The following is a 13,651-nucleotide window of genomic DNA, read 5'->3' as shown; positions in this document are numbered from 1 at the left end:
TTTCACGACTCATTTTTCGGGTCGCGCGGCGAAGACAGCAAAGTCCGATTGGTATTGCGTATTTAATGAATCCTCGACGGCATCTCATGCAACTATCCTGGCGATTGGCGATCGTCCTGTGGGGGATCGGCACGCTTGGTGCCTGGGTTTGGGCGACGAACTACGAGTTCGCGACCGCCCCTGAGAATCCATCGGCAATTCCGATGCAATGGCCAACCGACTCGGAATTGCCACACTCGGGAGATCGACCAACGCTCCTTTTCTTCATGCATCCTCGCTGCCCTTGCACGAGTGCGTCGGTGCATGAGTTGGCCCGCATGCTAACCGGCTCCGGGCTATCCGAAACCCAATATCCTGATCTACTCGTGGTTGCCTTCGGACCTGACCAGCCTTCAGCCGAATGGACCGAGAGTGCAACTCTGCGTCAGGCCGACGAATTACCTCGATCAGAAGTCTTCTGGGATGTGGACGGCGTGGTGTCAGCCCAATTTGGTGCATCGACCAGCGGAGCCGTTCGACTGTATGGTCGTGACGGCAAGCTGCTCTTCTCCGGTGGAGTGACCGCTTCACGTGGACACGAAGGAGACAATCGCGGCTGTGAAGCTCTGCGAGAGCGATTGGTCGACCCGATAACCAGTCGGCCAATCACTGCTCCTGTATTCGGATGCCGCATTCATAACGACGCCACCCCTATGGTTGACGGGGATTCTTCTGCGATGGTCTCCGGAGTGAAATAATGCCTTTTCGCAAGATCCAGTCGCCGTCGGTTCGGAAGAAACTGGACGAACAATATCAATCGATTCATGAACGAACGGACCGCATGTTCGCCGTTCTGATGGTGCTGCAATGGCTTGGTGGAATCGCTATGGCGGTGTTCATCTCGCCACGTACCTGGGCTGGTACGCAAAGCGCAGTCCATCCTCATATCTTGATGGCTGTCTTTGGCGGAGCGTTCCTGGCGGCAATGCCGATCGCACTCGCGATCTTCCGCCCTGGCAAAGTCTCGACCCGAATGGTCATCGCGTGTAGCCAGGTAATTTTCTCTTCGCTACTGATTCACCTGAGCGGCGGTCGAATTGAAACACACTTTCACGTCTTCGTATCGTTGGCGTTCTTGGCCGCATATCGCGATCCGTGGGTGTTTGCTCCGGCCACGGCGATTGTTGCTGCCGACCACCTGGTGCGTGGTATCTGGTGGCCAGCGTCGGTGTTCGGCATTGCGACAGCATCGGAATGGCGTTGGCTGGAACATGCTTCGTGGGTGATCTTTGAAGATATCGTACTGCTGCTGATCATCATGCAAAGCCGACTGGAAATGGTGAAGCTGGCCATCCACACCGACGAGCTCGAGCAGCGGGAAGAGCAATTGAAACATGCGACGGAAGCTGCCGAACGAGCCAACCGCACCAAGAGCAAGTTCCTGGCGAACATGAGTCACGAGATCCGCACGCCGCTCAACGGTATTATCGGGTTCACCGAAGTGCTGCGACGCGATCGCGAGAACATCTCGGCCGAAGAGATGGACGAGTACCTCACCACGATTCAGCGTAGTGGTAAACATCTGCTAGACCTCATAAACGACGTTCTCGACATCTCGAAGATTGAAGCAGACCAATTGAAAGTTGAAGCGATCGCCTGTTCGCCCCATCAGATCATTTCCGACGTGGTCTCGGTCTTGCGAGTCGGGGCGACCGAAAAGGGGATTGGCCTCGACTATCGCTGGGAAGGCCAGGTCCCACATTCGATCATGAGCGATCCATATCGCATCAAGCAGTTGCTGCTGAATCTGGTCGGCAATGCGATCAAGTTTACGAACCAGGGATCAGTGGTCGTGGTGGCGGAAGTCGTTCCTTCCGAAAGCGGATCGTACCTGGCCGTCGAAGTTCGCGACACGGGCGTCGGGATCCCTCAAGACAAACTCGACTCAGTCTTCCAGCCATTCGTACAAGCCGACGATACGGTGACCCGTAAATACGGCGGAACGGGCCTGGGCCTGGCGATTAGTCGTAAGATTGCCGAGGCTCTTGGCGGTCAGCTGACAGCCACCAGTGCCGTTGGGCGTGGCAGTACGTTTACCGCTCAGATTGCACTCGGCGATATTTCCGAGCTTAAGTTCATTGCTCCATCACAGATGCCTGGTGCCGATGTTCGTCGCGATCAGGCGATCCCAAGCGATCTGAGCCATCTTAACGTTCTGGTGGCCGACGATGGGGACACCAACCGCAAGTTGATTCGCCTGCTGTTGGAACGTGGCGGTGCCAAGGTTAGCCTCGCCGAGAATGGCCAGGTCGCCGTCGACATGGCCCAGCAGCGATCGTTCGATGTGGTTCTGATGGACATGCAGATGCCCGTTCTGGATGGGTATTCGGCCACGACCAAACTACGCGAGCTTGGTTTCACGCTGCCGATCATCGCCCTGACAGCCCACGCGATGAAAGGGGATCGCGAGAACTGCGAGCAAGCAGGCTGCAGCGGCTATCTGTCGAAACCGATCGATGCCGACGAACTGTATCGGACGCTCGGCAAGATCGTCACGACGCCACGCGTCATTTCACCCCCGCCTGCCGTACTGGAGTTGCGTAGCGATTTCCCGGTTCCCGATTCGTCGATTCCTTCGTTGTTGCCAACCGACGATGAAGAGATCCGCGAGATCGTGCAAGAGTTCCTGGAACGATTCGAAGCTCGAATTGTTGAATTGGAACGAGCCATGGAAGAAGAAGATTTTGAGGCCCTGGAACACCTGGCCCATTGGTTACGAGGCGCCGCAGGCACGGTCGGTTACGACTGCTTCACAGAACCTGCCTCGAAACTGGAACTGGGGGCTCGCGAGAAGTGCCTTACGAGCACCGCGAGCTCGCTTGAGACGATTTGTGAACTGCAACGCAGGATCGTGCTGTAATTACCCCAAGCACGACACCTTGAAATAGATTGAGAAGCCTAATGACACTCACGCCATTCGCAGAGCAGACTGAAAACACCCAAGTCGCACCTGGCTCCACGAATTCCTCCACGCCGAAGTTCGATGCGTCTACGCGAGATGCCAAGATCGTCGTCATCGATGACGAGCCGGTCAACATCAAGGTGGTTTCGCGTTTGCTGCGGATCGAAGGGTACGCCCACTTCGTCACGACCAGCAACGCGACCGAAGCGTATCAACTGGTGAAAGACGAACGCCCAGACCTGGTGCTGCTCGACTTGATGATGCCGCATGTCAGTGGTCTCGATATCTTGCGACAGATTCGCCAGGACGAACAGCTCGCGCACACACCCACGATCATCCTCACGGCAACGACCGACCGCGAAACACGAGTTGAAGCGTTGCGAACCGGGGCGAACGATTTTCTCAACAAGCCGATCGACTCGAGCGAACTGATTCCACGCGTCGGCAACCTGCTGGTGCTGAAGCGTCATCAAGATCGGCTGGAAGATTATTCACGCGAGCTGGAATTGGCCGTTCGTGAACGGACCGCCCAGCTTGAAGCTTCGCGACGCGATATTCTGCACTGCCTTGCTCGGGCCGCCGAGTTCCGCGACGACGACACCGGCTATCACGTGCTGCGTGTGGGTCATTACGCTCGGATCATCGCCGAAGGCTTGGGACTCGATCCGAATTATGTGACCGCGATCGAACAAGCGGCCCAGCTACATGACGTCGGCAAGATTGGCATCTCGGACGACGTGCTCAAAAAGCCAGGCAAGCTGACCGAAGAAGAATTCGCTTTGATGCAGAAGCACCCGAACCTCGGCAAACGTGTGCTCCAGCGGATTTCGCCACAGGTCGAAACGGCCCTTCGCGATCATGCCAGCATCGGTGCCAACGTGCTGGGTGCCGCCAACTCGCCGATCCTGGAAATGGCGGCTCGGATTGCGTTGACGCATCACGAGTGGTGGAACGGGACTGGCTATCCGCTCGGCCTGAAAGGGGAAGATATTCCGCTGGAAGGACGCATCACCGCCGTGGCCGACGTCTTCGACGCCCTCAGCACGCGTCGCTGCTATAAGAACGCCTTCCCGATCGAGAAATGCTTCGAGATCATGACGGACGAAAAAGGTAGCCACTTCGACCCAATGGTCCTCGACGCCTTCTTCGCGAAACGCAAAGAGATTGTCGAAATCCAAATGAAATACGCCGACGACGAGTAGATCGGCCAAGAGCCGGTGCCAACGCAGTCGAACCCACGGTCGCATTTATAAATGGACCGCTCCGAGAAACAGACAGATTCGACATTGTGACTCTCCGCTGTTTCATATTTCAGGGGACCAACAACATCTGCGTGCGGCCGCCACAGCCAGGGCAACACGCTCTTCATGGTATAGCCCCTGCGCGTGGAACAATATTAATTTCTGGTCATACCTGGTAGCTTGGCGTTCAAAACCCCATTCATGGAAGTCTACGCGAGTGGTGAGTTATCCAAGAATTCAACGATACCGACCCCTCGCTGCATCCTATCGGTTTCCAATTCCCATTCCATACGATTTTCCGCCAGAGCACGGCGATGGAATTAGGGCTTACTTGCAATAGGCTTTCTATCCGTGGGTCGCGGTGTCGGATAAAGTCTTTTTGACATTGCTGCGGTGAGATTCCTGAATTGGAATTACCGTGCTTTCCAATGCTCTTATGGCAAGCACCCTATTTGTCAGACTCGATACCGAACAAGAAACTGATGAGCATGAACTTCCGATACACAAAGCATCAGGTCGCACGAGGCTCGAAGCCTGATGCTGAGCGTCAAGATGCGGTCTTCCTGTTGAAGAACGTATCTCACCTGAGACTGACCTACCAGATACGCCTTCTTGCATTCAATGCTCAGGAGAGCGGACGCAGGTTGATTATTCGGATTCCATCGAGATGCAAACTGCATCCGTCGCTGACGGATTTCCAAAAGAAAAACACCAAGTTCATCCGAATCGAGAAGGTTTGACCAATGGGGCTTTACCTGTGCGTATTTGATGGCGACGACGAGTTAGACGGCGTAGAAGTTGGGAGCTATGCAGACTTTGAGTTCTTTCGTAATACGGTCACGGAGCAGCTTGAGGGGAGAGTCGCTGGCAGTCGGTGTCCCACACTCATCGACCATTCCGATTCAGACGGAGAATGGTCACCTGCCGAGTGCGAGACTTTGAGAACCGAGTTGGAAATGATCGAGCAGGAATTCCGGCAGTTGCCAAGTCAGGGCTTTCGTGCCGAATGGCAAAAGCAAGTGGGAGACTCACTTGGGCTAACTGCATCTTCACTGAATGACTCGTTCATCGACGTTGATGGCGAACCGCTGGTGGAGCGACTTATCGCTCTTTGTGACGTGGCGATTAGTCGTGGATGCCCGATTCTATTCCAGTAGACTGTTCCCGACAGATGACCGCAGAGGCAATCGATGGAATACTTGAAAGTCGAGTGGCTTCACAGCAACGATCAATACCCGATCCTGCTCTTCTCAGAACTCGACGAAGATCGCATGGAAATCAGAAAGGTCGAACAATATCGAGATGGCAACGTCGGTTTTGCAGACCATGAGAGAGCAACCGGCGACACCCAGCTCAGCATCGAGCCATTACCATCCATTGAACATATTTCCTCCGATCCTGAGTTTCTTCCGACACGAATCACGCACCAAGAGTTCGAGGAAGTGTGGATGGGTTGCGGTGGGCGGGGGTAGCCGCATGTCTCGCGCCTGCGACTTCGCCATTACAATCTTCGCAGGTTGAGCAGGTCTGTAGGGGACGATGCGAGGCGGCTTCGCTGGCTGATACGGCTTGAAGACCGGCACTTCTGGTATTGCTGATTTCGGCTTTGGCTGTTTCTTGTGATAGAGTTTCTGGCGCTGCTGGTTTGTGATCGGAGTGTTCAGGAATGCCTCCCAATCAACCTGGACTTGTTTGGCGGCTGAAAGGTCGAGAAGATATTCATCGTAGTCAACGCACTTGGCACGTCAGCTACTAGAAGATTGAGACCATTATGGATGACCGCTGGAAGTTGATCGAACAAGCCTTTTCCGCGAAAGGTTTACAGCCGTCGGATTTATTTGCTCCCCCTGCAACCGATGATGAAATTGGCCTGGTCGCCTCCACGACCGGCTTGCCCATTCCTGCGGAAGTCGAGTCGTTCTTCCGAATCCATAACGGTCAACGGCTGGCAGGCCCCGGAGTTCTGTTTGGAATCGAGCTCTTATCGACCAGTCGAGTCATTCAAAACTGGCAGACATGGGAATCTATTGTCGACCATGGCCTGAATGAAGATCTGGCCGACTCGATGTCGTCCCAGCCACCGGGTGTCATCAAGCCGCTCTATGTCAATCTGAAATGGCTTCCACTCACCCACGACCAAGGTGGCAACCACATTGGTCTCGACTTCGACCCAGGCCCCGATGGCGTCGTTGGCCAGGTCATCGCGTTTGGTCGCGACGAAGACGAAAAGAAGCTGATCGCAAACTCCTTCACCGATTTCCTCGACATGATTGTCGAGGAGTTGACCACCATCGATTGGACGCTCGACTCGACCAATGGCTGGATTATCAAAGATCCCCAGCGTGGCGACCTTCACTACCACGAGTGGCCACGGACCGCAACGCAATCGTGATTCAATTGCCCGTCGCTACAGGTCCATCTTCAACACATTGGTTCGCGTTTCGCACTTCAGACACCGACCTGAAAAGATGATGTTGGTGAAATAGTCTTGGATCGGCAAATCAGATTCGTCTTCCCATAGATCGTCGCAAGCGTCCCAGTAGTCGAACTGCACTTGGACGTTGAATTCGTTGTGTTTGCAGTGGGGGCACTGAAACTCCTTCGGCGTACCTTCGCCATGCAGCTTCGCGGACGAATCCATCTCGCCATGGTATCCGTGCACGTCGCTGTCGAACACGAGGCTCTCGGTCTCATCTGGCCAGCGGAGGCTCAATGGTGAAATGAAGTCCGGGTCATCCCGGCATGCCGGATTGTAGTCGGACAATTGATAGCCCAAGATCTTCGCGGAATCATTCGCTGCGTCCTTTTGCGACAACGCGAACGCCGCCACCGTGCAGTCCCGAGGATCAATTGGCTCCACAGCAGTCGCCATCACGTCTGCCAGGCAACGTGGAAGATTCTTCAATAAGTGGTCGCGAAGTTCACTCATGTCAGGTTCCTCAATTCCGAAGAGGCATCAATCGGATAGCTGGAAAACTTACCCAGCGTCAGCCCGATTGCAACCCTTTCCCGCCCGACGGATAGTAAATGGCAGAACCTCGTCCCTAAAAAACCTCCGATCCGTCAAAATGTTATTTTCCATTTTGTTTTACGAGGGTTGTCACACCGCTGTCTCGGACGTGTCTGAGTCCCAGAGGCACTGCACATTTCATCACTTTTGGATAACGCGAGTCGGGTCATGATCAATCCGTTTAGGGAATCTGCCCAGGACAATGCCGAGGACATGGAACTTATCGATCTCGCTAAGAATGGAGATCGAGCGGCACTCGAGAAGTTGGTATTACGCCACCAGGCGTGGATATACAACATTGCCGTACGGATGGTTTTCTACCCACACGACGCCGAAGAGGTGACCCAGGAAGTGCTCGTTAAGGTGATCACCAAGCTGAGCACATTTAAGGGGGAGAGCAAGTTTCGCACCTGGTTGTACCGCATCGCGGCCAATCATGTCCTGAACATGAATCGCCGTAGTGCCGAGTCGCACGAAGTGAGTTTTACCGAGTATGGTTCAGCGATCGACAGTATTGCAGACGCCGACTTGCCTGACCCTCGAAGTGTGCCGGTCTCCCTTCCGATTCTTGTTGAGGAAGCCAAGCATAGCTGCACGATGGGCATGCTGCTTTGCCTGGATCGCCGGCAACGCCTGGTCTTTACGCTCGGGGAGATCCTCGGTGCTACCGATACCATCGGCGGGGAAGTGTTGGAGATGACGGCTGCTAACTTCCGCCAATGCTTGGCTCGGGCACGCCGTGACCTGCATAACTTTTTGAATAACCAGTGCGGCCTGGTAAACAGTGCCAATCCCTGTCGCTGCCCAAAGAAGACGCGTGGCTTTATCGAACATGGGCACGTCGATCCCAATCGCCTGCTATTCGCTGCCGATCACGTCGAAAAGGTTCGCGACGTCGCCGGTCACACAGCGAGCGAGATTGATGATGTCGTCCAGCGGCAGCACATGGACCTCTACCAAGACCACCCCTTCTTGCATCCCACCGACGAGATCCACTGGCTACAGCGGATACTCCAGCGAGAAGACTTGCAGCGAACACTGCGGTTAATCTGAAGAAATTCTTGCCGCAGGTTGTCACAGTCGATCCTTCCTGGAGTCCATGAGATAGAGGCACAAACGTTCCTCAAATCACACAGACCAGAAGGAGATGATCATGACTGCGACACTTCCACAGCCCATAAACAACTACTTCACCGCCGATACGTCCGACGGCGCCGCCATTGCGAGTTGTTTTACCGACAACGCTGTCGTGAAGGACGAGGGTCAAACCCACATCGGTCGCGAAGCAATTCAGCAGTGGAAAGAAAACGCCTCGGCGAAATACGACTACACTTGCCAGCCGCTGAGCAGTGAACAGCACGATGGCAAAGTCGTTGTCACATGCCGCTTGACGGGCAACTTTCCCGGAAGCCCAGCCGACCTGAGGTTTCATTTCAAGCTGGAAGGCGATCGGATCGCGTCGCTTGAAATTGCACCGTGACTTCCAATAGAAGAAAGGGACGACTGCCGGCTGCGTCCCACTTCTCACACTTCTCGCGGCTTATCGTCCCCCTTATTTTCCAAGAACAACATCTCTGAAGGAGAAAGCTATGAAACGCACGATATCAGTGCTGGTCGTGTTCGCCTTGTGCGTCGTGGCGACAGCTGACGAACCCCAACAGACTGATACCAAGCAGAAGGCCATTGAGACGTCACTGGAGTCGTTCGCTGGCACCTGGGAGATCATCGACGTCCAACCGAAAGGAAGCACGAAGAACGCCACACAATTGGTTTTTCGAAAGGATCGCACATATTCGGCACTCGACGCTAAAGACCAGGAACTTTGGGCCGGAACGTTTGACCTGGATCCAACTACGTCGCCAGGCGTATGGGATCACCGGTCAAACGAATCGCAGAGGAAAGGTGGCGATGCCCTAGGGATCTACGAACTTGATGGCGACAGGTTGAAGGTCTGCTGTGTCGTCGGTATTTGGAAGGACAATCAGTGGAACGGGAAGCCTCGCCCAACGGAATTTAAGCTCCCAGCAGCCGATGTCGTACTAGAAATGCGGCGAGTATTTGCTGGCGGGTCACGGGACCATGGCAGGCAGTAGATACGTCAAGCGGGTGAAGGCAGCGAATCGCCAGCCGCGAGCATGGAAGAAATGTCATCCGCCCCTTTGACCTGCTCCCCTTTTCCGCACCAATCGAAGTGAGAAAATCTGAGACCTTCATCTGGCCAGGCTAGTCTGGCCAGATGAAGGGAATTCTCAGGTGCCCAGGGCACTGTGTGGTTGGTGCTCGTAGTAGTCCGACGCCAAGCTTCTATCTTCTCGTTGGCGTCGCCAAGTGACAAAAACCAATTCTCTTTCAGGCGATCAGCGCCGTCGCAAGGGCAACCGGATACGTTGGCATTCAGCGGTTCATCGCGCAATCAAGTTGATTATTGCCGCGTCTGATAGGCAAAATGGGTCTGTCCGCGGGTGTGGAGAAGAGGCAGGAGAAGGGGAGTTTGCCTGCCTTCTGATTGGTCTCGGAATTCGAGGATTAATCCAGAGTCCGAATCGGGCGGCAGCAGTGAGGCGGACGGCTAGACAGATCCGTGTTGATGACCTGGACAGAATCGCGGCCAGGGCCCTCAAATGCCGCACTCCGCAAGAGGTGCGAGATTGGTGCAAGGCTACTCGAAGACTTAGATGTCCACTCTTTTCGGTAAATGCCCAATTTTAATCTCCAAACATCTCATCCTCGCTGAATTTATCGTCAATTCTCAGTGCTGGCGAAACGAGACGCCCCTGAAAGACCCAAAACTCCTATCGAGTCGCCAAGATGCCGAATAAATAGCAGTCTAACGAAGTTTGTCCCTTCTAGCCTCTTCTGGCCCCCGGTAGGATTACGCGAGGCCTTTTTCCTAGGCCCAACACCTACAATGCTGCAGTTTGTGGTAAGAACGCGTCGCCCTAAACTCTTCAGGCTCAATGGCCTGGAATTCCCTTCCGGCCAACTTTAGAAATACGGAGCCTCAGATCTCGGACATGGCGGATGACAGTTTACAAGTTCAATATGAAGAGTTGAAACGCCAGCTCGCTGATGCTCAGGCCGATCTTCAAGCGTTAAAACGAGATCCTTTTGGCTCGGATGGCCACACCCCCGCAAATGCAACGGTTACGGGTTCCGCAGGAGACGATAGTCAACTATTCAGGCTATTTCTAGACGAGATGCCGCAAGGGGCGGTTAGCTTGAATCATCAAGGCCGCATCGTTTTTGCCAATGAACGATTCGCTCAGATGATTGGCCGCAGTATGCAGGAGGTCGTAGGAGAATCCTTGCGGGCTTTCGTTACCCAACACGATCATGCGACCTACGACAAGATTGTCAATCAACAACTCGAGGCCAGACGGCATGGCGGTGTCGGGTTTCTCTGCTCGAATGGTTCTGTTAAACCGACGCGTTTGGTTCTCGAAGGTGTACCCTATCAAGGTGGAATAGCGACCAGCATTCTTGTCACGGACATTACGAACGAGCTCCTTCAAAATGAGCGGATTGACACGCTTGAGCTTCTCCAGGTTACTTTGGAAAGCATTGGGGATGCGGTTATTACGACCGATGCCAACGGAAGAGTCGTTTTTCTGAACCCTGTCGCTCAGAAACTTACTGGCTGGTCGAATGAGCAAGCCCATGGACAGCCGTTGGAAACCGTTTTTCAAATTGTGAATGAGACAACGGGATTAGCAGTCGAGAACCCAATCAGTCGCTGCCTCCGCGAAGGACGCGTTGTCGGATTGGCGAATCACACGATCCTTCTTGCCAAAGACGGCAGTATCTACCCGATCGATGATAGTGCCGCTCCGATTCGAGACGATCAAAACGAAGTCTTGGGAGCCGTACTCGTATTTCGTGATATTTCAGAACGGCGCGAGGCGGAAGAAGCGATTCGGTCCGCTCGCTCTCGTCTTAATTCTACGCTTGCAGCTGGTGAAATCGGAACTTGGGAATTTGACGTCACTGCCAATCAAATCTCTGCTGATCCCAATTTGGCTCGCCTCTTTGGCGTTAGCGATTTAGCGGCCAATGGAGGTGCGCTGTCGGAATATATTGATGCGATTCATCCCGATGATCGAGATGAAGTGACCGCCACAATCGCCAAAGCTCTGGAGGATGATGATGAGCTCGAGTTGTCCTATCGAGTGATCAACCGAGAAGGAGAAACTCGCTGGCTAATTGCACGTGGCCAAGTCGAGCGAGATCACAAAGGAAATGCAGTGCGACTTCCCGGAGTTGTCGTCGACGTGACGGGAGAACGTCGTGCCGAACAACAATTGCGCATCAGTGAATCTCGGTGGCGATTGGCGTTGGAAGCGGCCGAGCTTGGATCATGGAATATAGATCCCGCAACCTTCACCATGACGACGGACGAACGGTTCAGGATTATTTTCACGGGCAAAAATGATCCAATTGACTATGAACAGGCTATTGCTGCAATTCATCCTGATGACCGTGATTTCGTCCAAGATGGGGTGACCGCTGCGACCAATCCGGACGATCCCAAAACCTACACAGCCGAATATCGGGTCGTTCATCCTGATGGTACAGTTCGATGGGTCTATGCCAAAGGTCGATCTAGTTTTGAACAGCGTTCAGGGAAGCGGACTATCGTTAGTTTTGATGGCACAGTCATCGACATTACAGATCGGATTCGCTCTGAGGAAGCACTGCGTGAAAGCGAAGCACGCTTCCGACAACTTGCCAATGCGATTCCTCAGCTTGCATGGACCGCCGACCCCGATGGACAAATCAATTGGTACAACCAACGTTGGTATCAATTCACGGGGACAACCGAAGAAGCGATGAAAGGCTGGGGCTGGCAATCAGTCCAAGATCCCAAAGTGCTACCCAAAGTTCTGAAACGATGGAAGGCATCTCTTAAAAGCGGAAAGCCGTTCAATATGGCCTTTCCCATCCGTGGGGCTGATGGTGAGTTCCGGACCTTCCTCACGAAAGTCGTGCCGATAGTGGACTCGGAAGGTCGGATCACAAGGTGGTTCGGAACCAATACCGATATCAGTGATCAGTACCAACTTCAGGAAGAGCTTCGGCGAATCGCTGCAGACTTATCGGAAACCGATCGACGAAAAGACGAGTTCCTGGCAACGCTCGCCCATGAGCTTCGAAATCCACTTTCACCGATTAAGTCTGCCATCCAGCTGATGCAGCTTATCGAAGATGATCCTGCTCAGTACCGCGAACTAAGCGAATTGATCGACCGGCAAGTCGTGCAAATGGTCCGCTTGATTGACGACCTTCTGGATATCTCTCGTATCAGTCGCGGAAAAATCGAGCTAAAGTCTGAACCATGTGACCTTAGAAACGTTGTCCGGACAGCTGTCGAATCAGCAACTCCATTTATAAAGCAATCACAACACCAGCTTCACGTTGATGTCAGTTCCGAGCCGTTAATGATATTAGGAGACTCTACCCGTCTGGCCCAGGTCATCGTTAACCTATTGAATAATTCTTCCAAATACACAACCGAACCAGGAGATATTTGGCTGTCCGCTCGCATGGAAAGCAATCAGATTCTAGTGACGGTACGGGACAACGGGATTGGAATCAATGCATCCGACCTGACCAAAGTGTTTGATATGTTTCACCAGGTTAAGGATGAAAAGCAACGAGGACAAAGCGGCTTGGGAATCGGCTTGTCGCTAGTGAAGTCTTTGTTGACGCTGCATGGCGGTAGTATAGACGTCGATAGTCCAGGAAGAGGGCAAGGTTCGACCTTCGTCGTGAGACTGCCTTCACTGCCTGAAGGAACTCCTCTATCTCCGCCAGTAGCTAGGATCAACGATCGCAGTCATCAACAGCGTTCACTGCGGGTGCTCGTAGTGGAAGACACGCGGGCCAATCGTGCTGTCTTAGTGAGCCTGCTGAGAAGATTGGGACACGAAGTAGAACAAGCTGTCGATGGCATTGATGGCCTCGTTAAAGCCGAAGAGTTTCGACCGCAAGTGATTCTCAGCGATATTTCCATGCCTTTGATGAACGGCTATGAAATGGTCCGAAAGCTAAGAGAATCGGATGAGAAAACACACATCGTTGCCTTGAGCGGATTCGGTCAAGAAGCCGATCGGGACATCGCCAAGTCTGCCGGATTCGATGGCTATATGATTAAGCCTGTGGATATTCGAGATCTGGAACAACTGTTCGACGAACTCTCGCGATCAGGCAAAGCCTAAGAAACCACAATTGTTTATCAGTAGACGCACGAACCGTCCTGGGATCTTGTCGCTCGCCTCTGTACGTCATACGCGTCATATTTCGGCCTGCCGCAACGAGGAACTATCGCTGTTCAAAAGCGGTTTCCAGAACCCAAAGTCACCCGATCAGAACAGACACACCAGTACCTCAGGTAAGTTTTACCTTTTAGTCGGTGTCTCTATTTCCAAACAAAAACCCACCTTGCCGAAACGGCCAAGGTCG

12 protein-coding genes are annotated in these 13,651 nt (G+C 53.5%); 11 read left to right on the top strand and 1 reads right to left on the bottom strand.

What is annotated here, in order from left to right; genetic code table 11:
- The first annotated feature begins 86 nt into the window (after window positions 1-86).
- From ABD890_RS15880 to ABD890_RS15855, 6 genes are all read left to right on the top strand, one after another.
- Window positions 87-737: a hypothetical protein gene (locus ABD890_RS15880; RefSeq protein WP_345091659.1), complete on the top strand. Its 651-nt coding sequence runs from the start codon at window positions 87-89 to the stop codon at window positions 735-737.
- Complete coding sequence (locus ABD890_RS15875; RefSeq protein ID WP_345091656.1) at window positions 737-2,899, top strand: response regulator; 2,163 nt, start codon at window positions 737-739, stop codon at window positions 2,897-2,899. The genes ABD890_RS15880 and ABD890_RS15875 overlap by 1 nt, the downstream gene beginning before the upstream one ends.
- Before the next feature lie 41 nt (window positions 2,900-2,940).
- Window positions 2,941-4,143: an HD domain-containing phosphohydrolase gene (locus tag ABD890_RS15870; RefSeq protein ID WP_345091653.1), complete on the top strand. Its 1,203-nt coding sequence runs from the start codon at window positions 2,941-2,943 to the stop codon at window positions 4,141-4,143.
- A gap of 782 nt (window positions 4,144-4,925) precedes the next feature.
- Window positions 4,926-5,339 carry an Imm70 family immunity protein gene (locus ABD890_RS15865; protein WP_345091648.1) on the top strand — a complete coding sequence of 138 codons (414 nt, stop codon included), beginning with the start codon at window positions 4,926-4,928 and terminating at the stop codon, window positions 5,337-5,339.
- Between the two features lie 42 nt (window positions 5,340-5,381).
- Entirely contained in the window at window positions 5,382-5,654 is a 273-nt protein-coding gene (locus tag ABD890_RS15860; protein WP_345091645.1) for a DUF6881 domain-containing protein, read from the top strand.
- 299 nt (window positions 5,655-5,953) lie between these two features.
- Window positions 5,954-6,574, top strand: a complete 621-nt coding sequence (locus ABD890_RS15855; RefSeq protein WP_345091642.1) for an SMI1/KNR4 family protein — start codon at window positions 5,954-5,956, stop codon at window positions 6,572-6,574.
- A gap of 15 nt (window positions 6,575-6,589) precedes the next feature.
- Here the strand turns inward: ABD890_RS15855 and ABD890_RS15850 are convergent, their stop codons facing one another.
- Window positions 6,590-7,111, bottom strand: coding sequence for a hypothetical protein (locus ABD890_RS15850; protein ID WP_345091639.1), 522 nt, complete (start codon window positions 7,109-7,111; stop codon window positions 6,590-6,592).
- 249 nt (window positions 7,112-7,360) lie between these two features.
- Here ABD890_RS15850 and ABD890_RS15845 point away from each other — a divergent pair, with 249 nt between their 5' ends.
- The 5 genes from ABD890_RS15845 (at window position 7,361) to ABD890_RS15830 (ending at window position 13,407) form a co-directional block, all read left to right on the top strand.
- Window positions 7,361-8,245 (top strand): RNA polymerase sigma factor, encoded by an 885-nt coding sequence (locus ABD890_RS15845; protein ID WP_345091636.1) that lies wholly within the window; start codon window positions 7,361-7,363, stop codon window positions 8,243-8,245.
- A 100-nt stretch (window positions 8,246-8,345) separates the two neighbouring features.
- On the top strand, window positions 8,346-8,672 hold the full coding sequence (locus ABD890_RS15840; RefSeq protein WP_345091633.1) for a nuclear transport factor 2 family protein: 327 nt from the start codon (window positions 8,346-8,348) through the stop codon (window positions 8,670-8,672).
- Between the two features lie 109 nt (window positions 8,673-8,781).
- On the top strand, window positions 8,782-9,285 hold the full coding sequence (locus ABD890_RS15835; RefSeq protein ID WP_345091630.1) for a TIGR03067 domain-containing protein: 504 nt from the start codon (window positions 8,782-8,784) through the stop codon (window positions 9,283-9,285).
- 235 nt (window positions 9,286-9,520) lie between these two features.
- Complete coding sequence (locus ABD890_RS25525; protein ID WP_373356571.1) at window positions 9,521-9,901, top strand: putative PEP-binding protein; 381 nt, start codon at window positions 9,521-9,523, stop codon at window positions 9,899-9,901.
- 305 nt (window positions 9,902-10,206) lie between these two features.
- Complete coding sequence (locus ABD890_RS15830; RefSeq protein WP_345091627.1) at window positions 10,207-13,407, top strand: PAS domain S-box protein; 3,201 nt, start codon at window positions 10,207-10,209, stop codon at window positions 13,405-13,407.
- Window positions 13,408-13,651 lie beyond the last annotated feature (244 nt).

The organism is Bremerella cremea (genome assembly GCF_039541315.1).
Classification (GTDB): domain Bacteria; phylum Planctomycetota; class Planctomycetia; order Pirellulales; family Pirellulaceae; genus Bremerella; species Bremerella cremea.
This window is presented reverse-complemented; position numbering and strand designations above follow the sequence as displayed.

What these genes read in the sequence shown, in the direction of transcription:
- ABD890_RS15875 (WP_345091656.1), top strand. Translation starts at nt 737, where the DNA reads ATGCCTTTTCGCAAGATCCAGTCGCCGTCGGTTCGGAAGAAACTGGAC.
- ABD890_RS15840 (WP_345091633.1), top strand. Translation starts at nt 8,346, where the DNA reads ATGACTGCGACACTTCCACAGCCCATAAACAACTACTTCACCGCCGAT.
- ABD890_RS15835 (WP_345091630.1), top strand. Translation starts at nt 8,782, where the DNA reads ATGAAACGCACGATATCAGTGCTGGTCGTGTTCGCCTTGTGCGTCGTG.
- ABD890_RS15870 (WP_345091653.1), top strand. Translation starts at nt 2,941, where the DNA reads ATGACACTCACGCCATTCGCAGAGCAGACTGAAAACACCCAAGTCGCA.
- ABD890_RS15830 (WP_345091627.1), top strand. Translation starts at nt 10,207, where the DNA reads ATGGCGGATGACAGTTTACAAGTTCAATATGAAGAGTTGAAACGCCAG.
- ABD890_RS15855 (WP_345091642.1), top strand. Translation starts at nt 5,954, where the DNA reads ATGGATGACCGCTGGAAGTTGATCGAACAAGCCTTTTCCGCGAAAGGT.
- ABD890_RS15880 (WP_345091659.1), top strand. Translation starts at nt 87, where the DNA reads ATGCAACTATCCTGGCGATTGGCGATCGTCCTGTGGGGGATCGGCACG.
- ABD890_RS15845 (WP_345091636.1), top strand. Translation starts at nt 7,361, where the DNA reads ATGATCAATCCGTTTAGGGAATCTGCCCAGGACAATGCCGAGGACATG.
- ABD890_RS15865 (WP_345091648.1), top strand. Translation starts at nt 4,926, where the DNA reads ATGGGGCTTTACCTGTGCGTATTTGATGGCGACGACGAGTTAGACGGC.
- ABD890_RS15850 (WP_345091639.1), bottom strand. Translation starts at nt 7,111, where the DNA reads ATGAGTGAACTTCGCGACCACTTATTGAAGAATCTTCCACGTTGCCTG.